Source organism: bacterium (assembly GCA_016703265.1).
Lineage (GTDB): Bacteria > Krumholzibacteriota > Krumholzibacteriia > LZORAL124-64-63 > LZORAL124-64-63 > CAINDZ01.
Genome location: JADJCK010000001.1, coordinates 815,655 through 832,380, shown reverse-complemented (window position 1 = coordinate 832,380; position 16,726 = coordinate 815,655). Strand labels below are relative to the sequence as shown.

Here is a 16,726-nt window from a genome sequence, read left to right as displayed (position 1 = left end):
GGAGGTCGGCGTGATCGCGGTCACCGGTGCGGCCGGTTTCATCGGCAGCAATCTGGTCTGGCGCCTCAACCGCGACGGTCGTGACGACGTCATCGCGGTGGACTTGGACCCCAACGGCGACGTCACGCCGAACCTGGCGCCGCTGCGCTTTGCCCGCTACCTGACCAAGGAGCGGTTCCGCGACTGGCTGGCCGAGCCGGCCAACGCGCGCTCGCTCGAAGTCGTCTACCACCTCGGCGCCTGCAGCAGCACGACCGAGATGCGCTGGGACTACCTGGCCGAGAACAATCTCGGGTACACGCGCGACCTCTGCAGGCTCTGTCTCGACGCCGGTGTGCGCTTCGTCTGCGCCAGCAGCGCCGCCACCTACGGCGACGGCAGCCGCGGCTATGACGACGACCACGCCGGATTGCGCGCGCTCGAGCCCCTCAACCTCTACGGCCGCTCCAAGCACGAGTTCGACCTCTGGGCACTGGACCAGGGCCTCCTCGACCGCATCGTGTGCCTGAAGTACTTCAACGTCTACGGCCCGAACGAGTGGCACAAGGGCGACATGCGCTCGATGGTCTGCAAGGGATTCGAGCAGGTGCGCGACGCGGGTCGCGTGCGCCTGTTCGCTTCGGACCGGCCGGAGTTCCCCGACGGCGGCCAGCAGCGCGACTTCATCTACGTGGACGATGCCGTGGCGATGACCCTCTGGTGCGGCACGCACAAGGCGGCCAACGGCGTCTTCAACGTCGGCACGGGCGAAGCCGCGACCTGGAACCGGCTCATCAGCGCGATCTTCGCCGCGATGGGGCTCGAGCCGGTGATCGACTACGTGCCGATGCCTCCCGAACTGCAGGGACGCTACCAGTACCACACCGAGGCGCGCATGGCGAAGCTGCGTGCCGCCGGCTGCGACGTGCCGTTGACTCCGCTCGAGGACGCGGTCCGCGCCTACGTGCGCGGGCATCTCGTCGACCACCGCTACCGGGGCGCCTGATGCAGGCGCGCCTGCTGCCGCCCGCGCCGGCCTCGCTGGCGCAGGGGCCTGGCCCTGCCGGCGGCGCTCGACATCGTGCAGCCGCTGCGCCCGCGCCATCGCGCCCAGTTGCCGTCGCAGGTCGCGCAGTTGAGCGAATGGCTGACCACCGCGCGGGAAGACCTGCCCCGCGACTACCTGAGCCGGCCGGCGCTGCTCACGGCCTACCTGCACTATTTCCTGCCCTGGAACCTGTACCGGCAGGGGCGTCTCCTGGCCGGGCTCGACCTGCAGCTGGCTCCCGGCGCGCGCATCGTCGACGTGGGCGCCGGCCCGTTGACCTTCGCGCTGGCGCTGTGGCTGACGCGCCCGGACCTGCGAGCGGTGCCGCTGCGCTACCTGGCGATCGACCGTGCAGCGGCCGCGTTGCAGGCCGGTCGTCGGCTCTGGGACCAGGTCGCGGGTCCCGGCGGCTGGGCCGTGGAGACGGTGGCCCAACCGGCCGGCGCGCGGGCGTTGCCGGAAGCCGACCTGCTGGTGCTGGCCAACGTGATCAACGAGGTGCACCGGCCGGGCGGCGGCGAAGGTGATGCGGAGGATGACCCGGCCACGCACCTGCTCGAGCAGTGGGCGACCGCGCTGGCTCCGGGCGGTCGTGTGCTCCTGATCGAGCCCGGCACGCGCCCGGCGGCGCGCCAGCTCGTGGCGCTGCGCGCCCGCGCCGTCGAGCAGGGCTGGCGCGTGCTGGCGCCGTGCACGCACGCCGAGCGGTGCCCGCAGCCGGGCATCGGTCGCCTGCCCTGGTGCCACTTCGCGTTCGCCGCCACCGACGCCCCGCCCTGGCTCGACGACCTGAGCCGTCGCGCGCGGCTTGCCAAGGAGCGGGCGAGCCTGTCCTTCCTCTTGCTGGCGCCGCCGTCTGCCGGAGCCGAGCCGGCTGCCGGCCGGGAAGTGGACAAGCATCCCGGCGAGGTCGAGGTGAGAGTGGTCTCGGGGACGTTCGCGCTGGGGGATGAAAGCCGTGGCCGCTACGGCTGCGCTGCCCCGGGTCTGGTCCTGCTGGTGGACCACCCCGGCGCCGGTGCGGGACCGGCGCCCGGGGAACTGCTGCATGTCGCATGGCCGGAACGCGCCGAGAAGGATGCGAAATCCGGCGCGACCATCGTGCGGCAGCGCGAGGTCAGCTCCGGTAGAGCGCGTCCAGCGCGTCGAACAAGGCGTCCTTGATCACGTCGAGCTTCTCGACGAGGGCTTCGGCTTCCGCAGTGCGCCCCTGGTTGTGCAGCTCCACGATCTGGCGGCCGACCGCATGGATCTGCTCGTGATGGCTGCCGACGACCTTGAAGGACTCCGTCGCGGCGTGCGCCTGCCCTTCGGCGCTGAAGTACCAATGGCCGAACTTGCAGGTCTTGTGCGAGTTGACATTGGCGAGATCCATCTTCTCGACACCCTTGACCAGCTTCATGAGGCTGTCGCGCCAGGCGTTGTGCCCGTGCTTGATCGCCGCGATGTCGAATTTCGGGGTTGCGTGCGGTACTGCTGCAGCAGCGCATTGAGGCGCTGCCGGCGACGCGTGACAGCTCATGAGCCTGCAGTCGCGTCTGGGCGGCACCGCCGACGTCCGTGCGGCGCTCGCGTGGACCCGGCCACGCTGGCCGCGATCTCCGCCAGGCCCTCGGTGGCCGTATTCACGTTCCCGGCAACAGCGCCCGAATCGCTGGCGACCCGGGCGATGCCGGAACTGATCTCGCGCGAGGCGGCCAGCTGTTGTACGACCGCGGCGGCGATCGCGTGCGAGATCTCGTCGACCTGGCCGATGGTGCGGCCGATGACCGCCGTCGCATCCAGGGCCCGGGTCGTGTTCTCGCGCATCTCGCGGATCTGCGCGGCGATCTGCTCGGTGGCCGTCGCGGTCTGCCGCGAGAGTTCCTTGACCTCGGAAGCGACCACGGCGAATCCCCGACCGGCATCGCCGGCGCGGGCGGCCTCGATGGTGGCGTTGAGGGCGAGGAGGTTGGCACGGCTGGCGATGTTCTGGATCACGTCGAGGATCCTGCCGATGTCCTCGGCCAGTGCGCCGAGGTCGGCCATGACCGTGGTGGATTCGCTGACCGTGTTCGTTGCCTGACCCGACACCTCGGATGCCCGTACGCAGTTCCGGTAAGCGACCTCGCTGAACGAGGCGTTCAGTTCCTCGAGCGCGGGCGGCGACCGAGTCGACCGAACCCGACACGCTGCGCGTCGCCGAGACCTGCTCCATGTTCGCGGTCAGGTCACGCGTGGCGCGGGCAACCGAGTTCGACTGTTCGTCCGAGTGGCGGGCGGCATCAACCATCTCGCGCGAAGCGGCATCGAGGGCGCTCGCGGTGAAAGACAGCGTCGAGCTCGTGTTCTTGAAGTCGGTGAACGCCGTCTGCAGGCGACCCGCGAGTCCCTTCAGGGCGGTACCCAGCTTGCTCGAGCCGATCTCGGTGGTGCTCGCAGCCAGGAGGTCGCCGGCGGCAGTGGCTTCGATGATGGCGATTCCTGCACGGACTGCGCACCGGCGGTGCGCCGGCTGAGGACGAGCCCCAGGACGCCGGTGGCCACGACCAGTACAGCCGCGATCCAGGATGCGGCGCCGGGAATCACGGCCGGAAGGGCTGTTCCGATCAGGATTTCGACGGCGAACAGGGCTGTGACCGGCTGGGGCAGCGGCATGCGCATGTCAGGATCTCCCGGCTGGGGCTCGAAAGCTTCAGTACCTGTGTGCTTTCGGGCCGGCCGGCACCGACCTTGAGTGAAAATGAGACGACGACATCATGACGCACAGATGGCTGTCAGAAGGGGCTCAGCCGCGGTTCCGGGCCACACCGACCACGCCCGCCACCACCAGCACCGCGCCCACCAGCGTCCAGCGCGTCACCGGTTCTCGTCGATCAGGGAGCCAGCCCGGGAAGACGGCGATCACCGGATTGACGTAGGCGTAGGTCATGACCACGCGGTAGGGCAGGCGACCGAGGGTGATGACGTAGCTGGTGAAGGCGAACACCGAACCCACCACCACGAGGTAGGCCCAGGCCGCCCAGGCCGTACCGTCGGGTGCCGACCGATGCCAGCCCGGGCCGATCTCGCCGCGTCCGAGGGCCATTGCCGCCAGTCCCACGCCGCCCAGCAGCTGTTGCCAGCCGGAGACCGTGCGCACCGACATGTCGGTCCGGCGGCGCTGGAACCAGATCGAGCCCATCGCCCAGAACAGCGGTGCGAGCAGCAGGCCGACCACCGAGGCGATGTCGCCGGCACTGCCCGTGCGCAGCACCGGCCACGAAAGCACGCCCACGCCCGCGAAGCCCAGCAGGATGGAACCCACAAGCAGCGGGGCCGGAGCCTTGCGGTCGAGCACAAGCGTGATCGACTCGCCCCACAGCGGCATCGCCGCCACCAGCAGCGCCGCCAGCCCGGAGGAAGCGCGCATCTCGGCCCAGGTCACCAGCCCGTTGCCGCCCACCCACAGCAGCAGGCCGCTGCCGCCCAGAAGGATCCACTCGCGGCCGCGCGGCAGCACGCGTTCGCGCCTGAGGCGCGCCCAGCCCAGCAGCACCGCGGCAGCCGCGAACACGCGCAGGCCGGCCATCGTGAACGGGGGAAAGCCGCCCTCGCCCGACACCGCCAGCCTGATGCCCAGGTAGGTGCTGCCCCAGGCCAGGTAGACCACCAGCAGGTGGGCCAGTCCGCCGCGGTCAAGCGGGCGATGATCCGACATGGACGCTCCCTGCCGGCTGGTCGCCGCCGGCTGCGTGTTGGGCGTGGGCCAGGCGCTCGGCGTGCGCCACCTCGCGCCGGGCCAGGAAGACCGCCGCCAGGGCGGCCGCCCAGGTGATGCCGAAGATGCCCCACCAGATGCCGTCCAGCCCCACGTTCCACACGCGCGTGGCCAGGCCGAACACCAGTACGGGCGCCACGATCTGGCGTCCCAGGCCGAGCCACAGCGCCAGCGCCGGCCGTTTCAGTCCCTGCAGCGCCGAGGTGTTGATGAACAGGATGACGTAGGCGAACTCCAGGAACGCGGCGATACGCAGGTAATGCGCACCGACCGCGATCACCGCCTGGTCGTCGGTGAACACGTCCATCAGCGGGCCGGCCGCGAGGAAGAGCACCACGCCGCCACCGATGGTGAGCACCGCGCCGGCGCCGAGCGCCGTGCGTACCGCCTGCCGCACGCGGTCGAACCGCCGGGCGCCGCCGTTCTGCGCCGCCAGCGCCAGCGTCGCCACGTTCAGGCCGATGGCCGGCAGCAGCAGGATCTGCTCGATGCGCGTGGCAACGCCGTACGCTGCCACGGCTTCACGCGAGAACGAGCCCAGGAGCCAGGTGATGACGAAGACGCCGAGCGCCATCGTCATCATGCTGCCACCGGCCGGCAGGCCCTGCCGCGCGATGGCGGCCATGACGGCGCCCTCGGGTCGCCAGCGCGCACCGCTGCTGCGATGCAGCAGGCCCGAGCGCCAGGCCCGTCGCGCCATGAGCACCACGCTGAACGACTGCGCGATGACGGTCGCCAGCGCCAGCCCGGCGATGCCGAGCGGCGGCACGCCGAGGCCGCCGAACATGAGCCAGGGATCGAGGAAGACGTTCAGCACGCTGGCCAGGATCAGGGCGTCGCGGAACGTGCGCGTGTCACCCTGGGCGTTCAGCACGGCGTTCAGCATGTGCACGCCGAAGATGAGCACGCCGCCGGGCAGGATCACCCGCATGTACTGCAGGCAGATGTCGAGATAGGCGCCTTCGGCGCCGAGGGCGCGGAAGAGCGGCGGCGCCGCCGCGTATCCGAGCGCCGAGACCACCAGGCCCAGGCCGACGGACAGCGCCACGCCCTGTGCCGCGATAAGCGAGGCGCGACGCCGGTCACCGCCGCCCAGCGCATGTCCGATCAGCGCCGTGGTGCCGGTGGCGAAGCCGCCGCCCACGGCCACGAGCATGAAGAACACCGGGAACGACAGCGACAGCGCCGCGAGCGCCTCGGTGGACAGGCGGCCGGCGAAGTAGGTGTCCACGACGTTGAACATCGTGTTGAAGAAGAAGCCGATGGCCGCCGGTACGGCCAGCCGGCGCACGAGCGCCGGGATGGGTGCGGTGGTCAGGTCATTGGCGGGAGGCGAGGGACGGGCGCTGGCGGACAAAGGCGGCTCCTGGCGTTGGCGGTCGATGATCGCGCCAATGTAGGCGCGAAGCGCCCCCGGCGACAGCCCCACCCCAACCTCGCCCGCAGCGGGCGCGCCTCCGTCTTGACCAGCGCCGCGTCCCGGGTATAGTTCGGGGGCCCATCCACCGGGGCCGAGCCCATCGGGAGTTGGGCCCCGCGCCTTCCCGCAGCCAAGGCAGGATTCCATGATCGACCGCTACGCCAGCCCCGAGATGACCCGCATCTGGTCGGACGAGAACCGCTTCCGCCTCTGGCTCGAGGTCGAGACCACCGTCTGCGAAGTGCGCGCCGAACTGGGGGAGATCCCCGCCGCCGCCGCCCGCGCCATCCGCGAACGCGGCGGCTTCGACACGGCGCGGGTGCTGGAGATCGAGGCCACCGTGCAGCACGACGTGATCGCCTTCCTGACCAGCGTGGCCGAGCACGTGGGCGAGGAGTCGCGCTGGGTGCACCAGGGCATGACCAGCAGCGACCTCCTGGACACCGCCTTCGCGCTGCAGGTGCGCGAGGCCGGCACCGTCCTGCGCGCCGCGCTGGTGGCGCTGCTCGACGTCGTCGAGACCAGGGCCGTCGAACATCGTGACACGGTGATGATGGGGCGCTCGCACGGCATCCACGCCGAGCCCACCACCTTCGGCCTGAAGCTGATGGTGTACTGGGCGGCGCTCGAACGCGGGCTGCGGCGACTTGACGCGGCGCAGGCCGATATCGCGCACGGCCAGCTGTCGGGCGCCGTCGGCACCCTGGCGCACCTGGACCCGCGCGTGGAGTCCCTCACCATGGAGCGCCTGCGGCTGGGCGTGGACCCGGCCTCGACGCAGGTCATCCAGCGCGACCGGCACGCCGCCTGGCTCGGGGCGCTGGCCCTGCTGGGAGGGACCATCGAGCAGATGGCCGTCGAGATCCGCAACCTGCAGCGCACCGACGTGCACGAGGTGGAGGAGCCGTTCGGCCGCGGCCAGAAGGGCAGCTCCGCCATGCCGCACAAGAAGAACCCCATCGTCAGCGAGAAGCTGACCGGGATGGCGCGCCTGCTGCGCGCATACGCGCACACCGGCCTGGAGAACATCGCGCTGTGGCACGAACGCGACATCAGCCACAGCAGCGTCGAGCGCATCATCTTTCCCGATGCCTGCCACGTGCTGCACCACATGCTGGCGAAGATGAAGTGGCTCATTGCCGGCCTGGTGGTCTACCCGGACCAGATGCAGGCGAACATGGACAAGGTGCGCGGCATGTATTTCTCGCAGCCGGTCCTGCTGGCGCTGACCGAGGCGGGTGTCAGCCGCGAGGAAGCCTACGCCCGGGTCCAGGCCTGCGCGCTGCGTGTCTGGGACGGCAACCACACCCTGCGGGAACTGGTCGCAGCCGAGCCGGGCATTGCCGGAGTGCTGGCCCCGGAGGTCCTGGAGGCCTGTTTCGACGTCAACCGGCAGCTGCGGAATATTCCCCACATCTTCGGCAGGACATTGTCCCGCAAGGACTGGTGATTTCGGGAACTCGCGCTGCGAGCCCGTGTTCAAAATAGAGTCGCCGTCCTGATTTCAATTTCAATAACTGGTGACAGGGCGGCGAGTTAATTCAGTTGACGGGCTGGCAAGGGGGGCGTAGTTTTCCCCCTAACAGGTGACCTGGCCGATGCGATTCCAGGCACCGCAACTCTCCTTCAGGAGGCTCAACGATGCGGAAGTTCTTCCTGGTCGGCCTCGTTGCTGCCATGGCTGTGGCTGTTGCGGCGATGGCCGCCGAGATGCCCGGAAAGATCACGATCAAGGACTGCGCCGACACCAAGACGCCGGTGACCTTTGATCACGCGGCTCACGTGAAGGCCGCCAAGGACTGCGTGACCTGCCATCACACGCAGAAGGACCTGACGGCCGCCAGCGCGGCCACGGTCACCGTCGCGAAGTGCGGCTCCTGCCACATCAAGCCCGAAAAGGCCGAGACCCCGGCCTGCTCCGGCAAGAAGATGACGGACAATCCGTACCACATCGGCTGCGTGGCCTGCCACAAGGAAGCCAAGAAGGCCGATGCGGCGACGAAGGCCCCGACGGCCTGCACCGGCTGCCACCCGAAGGCCGGCGCGTAGCCCGCTGGCGGATGGCCGGCTGACGACACGGAGCCCCTCCCGCGCGGGAGGGGCTCCTGCTTTTCCGGGGCCCCGGCGGACAGCCGGAATCGGCTCTTTGCCGGCCGGCGGGCGGGTGCTAAATTGGGGCCGACCTTCCGGTCTGCGGCACGGCCGCCCTCCCGATTCTTCACGCTTCACGACGGAGCAGCATGGCAGCGCACGACGAGAGCTTTTCGCCGGTTCCGGTCGACCGCCTGGACGACGCCGCCCTCCGCGAATACCTCCGCGGCCACGGGCTGACCCTCAAGACCGACGAAGCCCGCCGCGTGGCCTCGCTGCTGGGGCGCGAACCCTCCCTGACCGAACTGACCCTCTTCGACACCATGTGGAGCGAGCACTGCTCGTACAAGAGCAGCCGGCCCCACCTGAAGAAGCACCTGCCGACCGACGGGCCGAACGTCGTCGTGGGGCCGGTCGAGGACGCGGGCATCATCGACTTCGGTGAACACGACGGGCGGCGCTGGGGCATCATCTTCGCCCACGAGTCGCACAACCACCCCAGCCAGGTCATGCCGGTCGAGGGTGCGGCCACCGGCATCGGCGGCATCGTGCGCGACGTGTACTGCATGGGCGGCGAGGTCATCGCCACGCTGGATCCGCTGCGCTTCGGGTGGCCGATCGACGCACCGGGTGAAACCGGCGCGGCGCATCGCATCGACATCGCCCGCGGCGTCGTGACCGGCATCTGGGAATACGGCAATGCCCTGGGCGTGCCGAATCTCGGCGGCGACATCTATTTCCACGAGTCGTACAACGAGAACTGCCTGGTCAACGTGGTGGCGGTCGGCCTGGTGGACCAGGCGCACATCACGCACAGCCGCGTGCCGAAGCAGGCCGCAGAGGAACCGTACGACCTGATCCTCGTCGGCAAGCCCACCGACTGGTCGGGCATGGGCGGCGCCGCCTTCGCCTCGGCCGACCTGGACGCCGCCGCCGCGCACGAGAACAAGGGCAGCGTGCAGACGCCCGACCCGTTCCTCAAGCGCATCCTGACGGTGGCCAACCGCGCGGCGCTGCAACTGGCCCGCGACGAGGGCGTCGAGATCGGCTTCAAGGACCTCGGCGCCGGCGGCGTGGCCTGCGTGACGAGCGAACTGGTCGATGCCGGCGGCTTCGGTTGCGACGTCGACCTGGCGCTCGTGCACCAGGTGACGGGGCTGCCGGCCCGCGTCTGCGCCTGCAGCGAGACGCAGGAACGTTACGGGCTGGCCGTGCCGGCGCGGCTGACGGCCGCCGTGCTGAAGATCTACAACGAGGACTTCGCGCTGCCGACGCTGTACGAGGGCGCCTGTGCCCGGCGCATCGGCGCCGTGACGCAGGAGCGGCGCTACGTGCTCAGGCTGGGCGACCGCATCGTCTGCGACGCGCCGGTCGAGACGATCACGGAGGGCATCCGCTATGACCGCGTCGCCGAGGCGCCGGTGCGCCGCGAGGTGCCCCTCGACGAACGGCTGACCGAGGCGCCGGTCGCGGCCATCGCCGACGAGTGGCTGGCGCTGATGGCCCACCCGAACCTGGCCAGTCGCGAATATGTGTACCGCCACTACGACGCCGAAGTGCAGGCCAACACCATCATCCGTCCGGGCGAGGCTGACGCCGGAGTCGTCGCGCCGCTGGCGGGCTGCCGCCGCGGCGTCGCGCTCAGCGCCGACGGCAACCCGCTGCTGGGCCTGGCCGATCCCTGGAGCGGCGGCGCCGCCGCCGTGCTCGAGGCCTGCCGCAACGTGGCCTGCGTGGGCGGCGAGCCGGCGGCCATCACCGATTGCCTCAACTTCGGCAATCCCGAGAATCCACATGCGTTCTGGCAGTTCAGCGAGGCGGTGCGCGGCGTGGGCGATGCCTGCCGCGGCATCGGGCTCTACGCGCGCGAGGGCACGCCGCTGCCGGTCGTGTCCGGCAACGTGAGCCTGTACAACCAGAGCTCGAGCGGACGGGCGATCGCGCCGTCGCCGATCGTCGCCTGCGTCGGACTGGTTGCCGACCACGCCCACAGCCGCAGCCAGCGATTCAAGGCTCCCGGCGACATCGTGCTGCTGGTGGGTCGCCGGCGCCCGGAACTGGCAGGCAGCGTCTACCTCGACCTCGGCTTCGCGGCCGGCCGGCCCGCCGTGCCGCCGCTCGATTTCGCCGAGGCGCGTCGCGGGATCCGCGCCGTCTGCGACCTGGTCGCGGCGGGACTGGTGACGGCCGCGCATGACATCGGCGACGGCGGTCTGGCCGCCTGCGTTGCCGAGATGGCGATTGGCCTGGAGGGTGCCGGCCTGCTGGGCGCCGAACTCGCCCTGCCGGTCCACGAGGGACTGACGGCGCGTGAGTACCTGTTCGGCGAGGCGGGCGGGTTCGTGCTGACGGTGGCGCCCGGAAGCCTGGCCGAGGCGGAGTCGAAGCTGGCTGCCGCGGGCGCGGAGTGGTGGCAACTCGGTACGGTAACCGCCGACCCGCGCCTTTGCGTCCGCGAAGCGGACGGCGCCCTGCTCGCCGAGATCGGCGTCCGTCGCCTGGCGCGCGTCTGGCAGGAGGCGTTGCCGGCGTTGTTCGGCGGCAGTGCCGCGGTGACCGCAGTGCCGGCTCCCGCGGCGCCGGATGCCATCGGCGAAGGTGCCACGCCGCCGCTGATCAACCTCGCCCGCCGGCCGCGCGTGGCCGTGGTGCAGTTGCCTGGCGTCAACTGCGAGGACGAATCGGCGCGCCTGCTGGTCGAGGCCGGGGCCGACGCCGAGGTGTTCCGCTGGACGCGGCCCGCTGCGGAGCTGGCTGCCTTCGACGGTTTCCTGGTGCCGGGCGGCTTCTCCTACCAGGACCGCGTGCGTGCTGGCGCCGTGGCAGCGAAGGACCCGCTGCTCGACGTGCTGCTCGAGGAGAGCGGCCACGGCAAGCCGGTGCTCGGGATCTGCAACGGTTGCCAGGTGCTGGTCGAGGCAGGCCTGGTGCCCGGCCTGCAGCCGGGCCGCATCGAGGTGGCGCTGGCGGCGAACCGGAACCCGGGCCGACACGGCTACCTGGCGCGCTGGGTGGCGCTGGAAGCCCTGCCGCTGGCGCGAACGCCGTTCGTCGAGGGCCTGACCGGGACGCTGCCGCTGCCCATGGCGCACGCCGAGGGCCGCTTCACGCACGAGGACCCGGAGTTCTTCCGCAGGCTGGCGGCCTCGGGCCACGTTGCCCTTCGTTACGCCGCCTTGGGCGGGCGCGTCGACGGCAACCCGAACGGCTCGCTGCTCGACGCGGCGGCGCTGACCAATGCGCGCGGCAACGTGCTGGCGCTGATGCCGCACCCCGAGCGGGCGGCAAAGCTTCGCATGGTGCCCGAAGACCTGCCGCACGCCTGGGGCCGTCGCCGCCTCGCCGCCGCCGGCGACGCCCGTGCCCTGGAAGGCGCCGGGCCCGGGGCGTTCCTGTTGCAGAGGCTCGTAGAGTTGTGCTGACAGGGCCGGGTGAAGAACGAGGACATCAACATCGCATCGCAGGGGGGCACATGCCGGCCGAACTCGCGCAGACACTGTTGACCAGCCACAAGGGCGTGGACCTGCATGCGGCAACGGCGCGCCGCGTGATGTGTGACCGCCTTGCCGGCGGTGACCGGCTGGCCGACCTGCGCCGTTGCGAGTTCCATGTGTTCGGAGGTGGCGTGTCCGTTGGGGCCGCCGGCGTGCCGACCCTGGCGATGCTGCTCGGCACCGGGCGCTACTACAATCCGAACAAGCATCGTTTCGGGCACTTCGAACTGGAATCGGATTTCGCCTGGAACGAGGGCGCCGGGGGGCCGCTGCCCGCCGGATGGCCGGGCCGGGCCGTCGGCGTCAGCGGTGCCGCAGCGGCAGGCTTGTTCGATGACCTGCTGGGCGGGCCGGCGCCGACCGGGTACACGGCGTACGACGTTGCGGCCTGGGCGCGCGGCCAGACGGCAGATCAGACCGGCGGCGTCGTGAGCGGCACGCTGTGGCGGCTCGTCATCCGCGGCGAGGGCGATACCGCACGAACCGTGGGCGACACGCTGGCCGTGGCGCGCAGCGGACACGAGGGACTGCTCGTCAATCCGCACATGGAATGCTGGCTGGTCGCCTGCGCGGCCGCCAGCGGCTGCTGATGGACGGTCGGCGACACGTACGAATTCACGGTCGAGGGGCCGCAGGCCGGGAGGCGCGATGAACACGGGCAGGCATTGGCGCGAGGAATGCGGCGTGGTCGGCATTGCTGCCGTCGACGGCGCAGCCGAGCTGGCTTCGCTGGCGTTGCACGCGCTGCAGCACCGTGGCCAGGAGAGCGCCGGCATCACCGTGGCCGACGGACACCGCCTGTTGACGCACAAGCGCATGGGGCTCGTGGCCGACGTCTTCGACGAAACGACGACCCGCACGCTGACCGGCGCCTGGGCCATCGGTCACGTGCGCTACAGCACCTCGGGCAGCAGCCACCTGCTGAATGCCCAGCCGTTCCAGGCCGCGACCCACCGCGGGACGGTGAGCCTGGCGCACAACGGGAACCTGGTCAATGCGCACGAATTGCGCCGGGAGATGGAACTGCAGGGCTCGATCTTCTCGACCACCAGCGACACCGAAGTGATCCTGCACCTGCTGGCCCGGCACCCTTCTGAACACGTCGAGGACGCACTGCTCGACGTGCTGCCGCGCGTCAAGGGTGCCTACAGCATGGTCGTGCTGACGCGGGACCGCCTGATCGCCGTGCGCGACCCGCACGGGTTCCGGCCGCTGTGCCTGGGCCGCTACCGTGACAGCTACGTCGTGGCCAGCGAAAGCTGCGCCTTCGACATGATCGGCGCGCGCTACCTGCGTGACATCGAGCCCGGCGAGATGGTGGTGCTCGGCGACGGCGAACTGAGCAGCCGCAAGCTGTCCGTCACGGCGCCGGAACGTCGCTGTATCTTCGAACTCGTCTATTTCTCGCGGCCGGACAGCATCGTCTTCGGCCGCCATGTCGAATCGGCGCGCCGACGCAGCGGCGAGATCCTTGGTCGCGAGGCGCCTGCTGTGGCCGATCTCGTCTGCGCCGTGCCCGACAGCAGCAACACCGCGGCGCTCGGATACTCGCGGGCCACCGGCATTCCCTACGAGATGGCGCTGATCCGCAACCACTACGTCGGCCGCACGTTCATCTCGCCGGCGCAGAAGGTCCGCGACATGTCGGTGCGCATCAAGTTCAACCCCGTGGCCGAGGTCGTCGCCGGCAAGCGCGTGGTGATGATCGACGACTCGATCGTGCGCGGCACGACGATGCGAAAGCTGGTCAAGCTCATGCGCGGTGCCGGCGCGGCCGAGGTGCACCTGCGCATCGCCTCGCCGCCGGTGACCAATCCCTGCTATTACGGCATCGATACGCCGGTGCGCAACGAACTGATCGCAGCCAGCCACTCGGTCGAGGAGACCAGGGTGTACCTGCGCGTGGACTCGCTGGCCTACCTGTCGCTTGAAGGCCTGCGCGAAGCGGCCGGTGACAAGGGCAACCACTGCGACGCGTGTTTCTCCGGCAACTACCCGGTCTCGTTCGGCGAAGAGCCCGGGCGCGACCTCCTGGAGCGCGCGGCCGGCGTGCGTATACCCGTCAAACCGATGCCGCCGACGGATGGAGACTGACCTGGAGGACCAGCAGCCGCAGCACCCTGATCGCGCGCCGGCGCCGGGTTCACCCTGGCGACCGGCGCCCGCGTTCGATGACCCGGCCGTGCTTTCCGACGCGCTGCGCCGGCGCGTGCTGCCAGGAGTGGCCGCGCCCGGTCGCTACATCGGCGGGGAACTGGGGGCCGACCGCGACGGCTTCAGCGCCGATCGCGCCAGCGTGCTGCTGGCCTTTCCCGATGTCTACGAAGTGGGGATGTCGCACCAGGGCCTGCGCATCCTCTACACGCTGCTCATGGACCGCACCGGCGCGTTCTGCGACCTGGCCTTCGCGCCCTGGCCCGACATGGAGCAGGCCATGCGTGCCATCGGCCTGCCGCTGTACGGGCTGGAGTCGCGCCGGCCGGCGGGCCGCTTCGACCTCGTCGGTTTCTCGCTCGGCTACGAGCTGACCTACACGAACATGCTGACGATGATCGACCTGTCGGGCGCGCCGCTGCGAGCGGCCGATCGCGGCCCGGACGATCCCATCTTCATGGCCGGCGGCTCCTGCGTGCTGAATCCCGCCGTAGTCGGACCGTTCCTCGACCTGCTCGTGCTCGGCGACGGCGAGGACGTGGTGCTGGAGATGGCCGCGGAACTGCAGGCCTCCCGTGCCGCAGGCGAGGGTCGGGACGGCAGGCTCGCGCGCCTCCGGGCCCTGCCCGGTGTGTGGTGGCCCGGCGCGGCGCAGCCGGTGCGCTCGCGCGTGGTCAGGGACCTGAACGACTACCCGCCGCCGCGGCAGATCGTGCCCGTGATCGAGCCGGTGCACGACCGGTTGGCGCTGGAAGTGATGCGGGGCTGCGTGCGCGGCTGCCGCTTCTGCCAGGCCGGCATGATCACGCGACCGGTGCGCGAGCGCGACGCCGATCTCCTTGTCGCGGCGGCGCGGGAGGGCCTGGCGGCCTCCGGGCATGCCGAGGTATCTCTGCTCAGCCTGTCGACCGGCGACTACACCGGCCTCGGCGAGGCCGTGGCCGGCATCCAGGACGCGCTGGCGGCAGACCACACCAACCTCGTGCTGCCCAGCCTGCGCGTCGACTCGGTTGACGAGGGGCTGTACGACCGCATCAGCAACGAACGGCCGTCGAGCTTCACCTTCGCGCCCGAGGCCGGCAGCGCGCGCTTGCGTGACGTCGTGAACAAGAACATCACCGACGAGGAGATCGTCACGGCGACGGCCCAGGCGCTGCGCGCCGGCGTGAAGAACGTGAAGCTGTACTTCATGATCGGCCTGCCCACCGAGACCGACGAGGATCTCGTGGACCTGGCCGAACTGGTCGGGCGCGTGGTGCGGCAGGCTCCGCGCGGCGGCGCGCAGGTGCATGTGTCGCTGTCGCCGTTCTCGCCCAAGGCGCACACCACCTTCCAGTGGGCCGGCCAGATCTCGCGCGCGGAGATCGACCGGCGAAACCACCTGGTGGCCGGGCTGCTGCGGCGCCACAAGCTGAAGCTGAGCCTCCGCGACCCGGAGATCTCGTTCCTGGAGGCGATGCTGGGCCTGGGTGACGGCCGCCTGGCCGACGTCCTTGAGCGGGCCTGGCGCGCGGGGGCGCGGTTCGAGGGCTGGACCGAGTACATGCGCATCGGCACCTGGGAGCGGGCCCTGGCCGAGTGCGGCGTCGAGGCGGCGGACATCCTGTCGCCCCGCGACCCGGCTACCCCGCTGCCCTGGGACGGGGTCGACGTCGGCATCGACAAGGAGTTCCTGCGCCGGGATTGGCGCCGGGCAGTCCAGGCCCGGACCCTGCCCGACTGCCGCCTGGAGGGGCCCTGCTACGACTGCACGTCCTGTGACGGGGACATCCAGCACATCTTCGCCAAGCTGGAGGCCCTGCAGGGCGCCCCGGCCCGCCGCGGGCCGGCCATCCCCTCGCACGGCCGGGGCACCACCCGGCTGGCCGACGATCCGATCCCGCGGCAGACGCCGCCGCCGGCCCCCGGCGCGACCGGAAGCCCGGAGCCGGCCCCGGATTTCGACCCGCGGAACGGCGACCCGGCCCGGCCGGGGCAGGAGGATGGCCGCTGGGTGAACTGGCGGCAGCAGGCGGCGGCCAAGTGCTGGTACCGGGTGGAATACACCAAGGGGGACGACCTGGTCTTCCTGGGCCACCTGGACTTCCAGCGGCAACTGCATCTGGCCCTGCGAAGGTCGCGCTTGCCTGTCGCCCACAGCAAGGGCTATCATCCGCACCCGATGCTCAAGTTCGGCCCCCCGTTGGCGGTTGGGGTCGGCGGTGAGCGCGAGTGCCTCGACATTGCCTTCGATCACCAGGTGCCCGGCTGGACCGAGCGGCTGGGACGCGAGTTGCCGCCGGGCCTCAGCCTGGGCCGCGCCGTGACGATCGGGGCTCAGGCGCCGCCGTCCATCGACCAGGCGGTTTCGAGGTTCGACTACCGGGTGCGGTTGCCCGGCACCCCCGAGGGCGGTCCAACGGCCGAAGTGGCCGCCGCCGCCGTGGACGCGTTCCTGGCCAGTCCGAGCCGGCTGGTCGTGCGCAAGCGTCCCAAGGGTGACATTCAGATCGACGCCCGTGCCCTGGTGCCCGAAGGTGGCCTGGGATTGGCGCGGGTTGACGGGCAGGGCCCGGGACCGGAGCTGCGTATCAGCCTGCTGCGCAGCGAGTCCGGCGCCGGCTTGCCCGTGCACGAATTCCTGGCCTGCCTGTTCGGCCAGGCGCTGCCCGAGCCCGGGCTTTGCGTCGTGACCCGGACAGGGTACTCGGGCCTTCACCGTGACGGGCGATGGTTGTCGCCCCTCGAGGAAGTAGGTGAGACCGGCCTTCGGTTCTGGTTGGGGCGTCACTTCTATTCCTGATCGCCCTGCCCGCCGCTGG

General features: G+C 70.7%; 13 protein-coding genes. 8 read left to right on the top strand and 5 right to left on the bottom strand.

Annotation, left to right across the window (positions count from 1 at the left end):
* Positions 1–10 precede the first annotated feature (10 nt).
* Together rfaD and IPG61_03735 are read left to right on the top strand one after the other, a co-directional pair.
* Positions 11–985 carry an ADP-glyceromanno-heptose 6-epimerase gene (rfaD, locus tag IPG61_03740; GenBank protein MBK6733191.1) on the top strand — a complete coding sequence of 325 codons (975 nt, stop codon included), beginning with the start codon at positions 11–13 and terminating at the stop codon, positions 983–985.
* Positions 986–1,060: 75 nt separating this feature from the next.
* A complete protein-coding gene (locus IPG61_03735; GenBank protein MBK6733190.1) occupies positions 1,061–2,191 on the top strand; it encodes a ribosomal methyltransferase in 1,131 nt (376 codons plus the stop codon).
* Here IPG61_03735 and IPG61_03730 read toward each other — a convergent pair.
* From IPG61_03730 to IPG61_03710, 5 genes are all read right to left on the bottom strand, one after another.
* On the bottom strand, positions 2,145–2,549 hold the full coding sequence (locus tag IPG61_03730) for a CZB domain-containing protein (protein ID MBK6733189.1): 405 nt from the start codon (positions 2,547–2,549) through the stop codon (positions 2,145–2,147). The genes IPG61_03735 and IPG61_03730 overlap by 47 nt on opposite strands.
* The gene (locus IPG61_03725) at positions 2,546–3,100 is read right to left on the bottom strand and encodes a chemotaxis protein (protein MBK6733188.1); all 555 of its coding nucleotides are present in this window, start codon (positions 3,098–3,100) and stop codon (positions 2,546–2,548) included. The genes IPG61_03730 and IPG61_03725 overlap by 4 nt, the downstream gene beginning before the upstream one ends.
* 300 nt (positions 3,101–3,400) lie before the next feature.
* Complete coding sequence (locus tag IPG61_03720; GenBank protein MBK6733187.1) at positions 3,401–3,670, bottom strand: hypothetical protein; 270 nt, start codon at positions 3,668–3,670, stop codon at positions 3,401–3,403.
* 124 nt (positions 3,671–3,794) lie between these two features.
* The gene (locus tag IPG61_03715) at positions 3,795–4,706 is read right to left on the bottom strand and encodes an EamA family transporter (protein MBK6733186.1); all 912 of its coding nucleotides are present in this window, start codon (positions 4,704–4,706) and stop codon (positions 3,795–3,797) included.
* Complete coding sequence (locus IPG61_03710) at positions 4,684–6,333, bottom strand: MATE family efflux transporter (protein MBK6733185.1); 1,650 nt, start codon at positions 6,331–6,333, stop codon at positions 4,684–4,686. The genes IPG61_03715 and IPG61_03710 overlap by 23 nt, the downstream gene beginning before the upstream one ends.
* Here IPG61_03710 and IPG61_03705 point away from each other — a divergent pair.
* From IPG61_03705 to IPG61_03680, 6 genes are all read left to right on the top strand, one after another.
* Positions 6,332–7,636, top strand: coding sequence for an adenylosuccinate lyase (locus tag IPG61_03705; protein ID MBK6733184.1), 1,305 nt, complete (start codon positions 6,332–6,334; stop codon positions 7,634–7,636). The two genes, IPG61_03710 and IPG61_03705, sit on opposite strands and share 2 nt — an antisense overlap.
* Before the next feature lie 191 nt (positions 7,637–7,827).
* A complete protein-coding gene (locus IPG61_03700) occupies positions 7,828–8,235 on the top strand; it encodes a cytochrome c3 family protein (GenBank protein ID MBK6733183.1) in 408 nt (135 codons plus the stop codon).
* Positions 8,236–8,426: 191 nt separating this feature from the next.
* The gene (gene purL / locus IPG61_03695) at positions 8,427–11,699 is read left to right on the top strand and encodes a phosphoribosylformylglycinamidine synthase subunit PurL (GenBank protein MBK6733182.1); all 3,273 of its coding nucleotides are present in this window, start codon (positions 8,427–8,429) and stop codon (positions 11,697–11,699) included.
* A gap of 50 nt (positions 11,700–11,749) precedes the next feature.
* Positions 11,750–12,361, top strand: coding sequence for a hypothetical protein (locus IPG61_03690; GenBank protein ID MBK6733181.1), 612 nt, complete (start codon positions 11,750–11,752; stop codon positions 12,359–12,361).
* Between the two features lie 58 nt (positions 12,362–12,419).
* A complete protein-coding gene (gene purF, locus IPG61_03685; GenBank protein ID MBK6733180.1) occupies positions 12,420–13,865 on the top strand; it encodes an amidophosphoribosyltransferase in 1,446 nt (481 codons plus the stop codon).
* Positions 13,855–16,707, top strand: coding sequence for a TIGR03960 family B12-binding radical SAM protein (locus tag IPG61_03680; GenBank protein ID MBK6733179.1), 2,853 nt, complete (start codon positions 13,855–13,857; stop codon positions 16,705–16,707). The genes purF and IPG61_03680 overlap by 11 nt, the downstream gene beginning before the upstream one ends.
* Positions 16,708–16,726: the final 19 nt, after the last annotated feature.

Coding starts and splice junctions, on each gene's coding strand:
- IPG61_03690 (MBK6733181.1), top strand. CDS start 11,750: ATGCCGGCCGAACTCGCGCAGACACTGTTGACCAGCCACAAGGGCGTG.
- purF (MBK6733180.1), top strand. CDS start 12,420: ATGAACACGGGCAGGCATTGGCGCGAGGAATGCGGCGTGGTCGGCATT.
- IPG61_03715 (MBK6733186.1), bottom strand. CDS start 4,706: ATGTCGGATCATCGCCCGCTTGACCGCGGCGGACTGGCCCACCTGCTG.
- IPG61_03710 (MBK6733185.1), bottom strand. CDS start 6,333: ATGGAATCCTGCCTTGGCTGCGGGAAGGCGCGGGGCCCAACTCCCGAT.
- IPG61_03730 (MBK6733189.1), bottom strand. CDS start 2,549: ATGAGCTGTCACGCGTCGCCGGCAGCGCCTCAATGCGCTGCTGCAGCA.
- IPG61_03700 (MBK6733183.1), top strand. CDS start 7,828: ATGCGGAAGTTCTTCCTGGTCGGCCTCGTTGCTGCCATGGCTGTGGCT.
- IPG61_03680 (MBK6733179.1), top strand. CDS start 13,855: ATGGAGACTGACCTGGAGGACCAGCAGCCGCAGCACCCTGATCGCGCG.
- purL (MBK6733182.1), top strand. CDS start 8,427: ATGGCAGCGCACGACGAGAGCTTTTCGCCGGTTCCGGTCGACCGCCTG.
- IPG61_03720 (MBK6733187.1), bottom strand. CDS start 3,670: ATGCGCATGCCGCTGCCCCAGCCGGTCACAGCCCTGTTCGCCGTCGAA.
- IPG61_03705 (MBK6733184.1), top strand. CDS start 6,332: ATGATCGACCGCTACGCCAGCCCCGAGATGACCCGCATCTGGTCGGAC.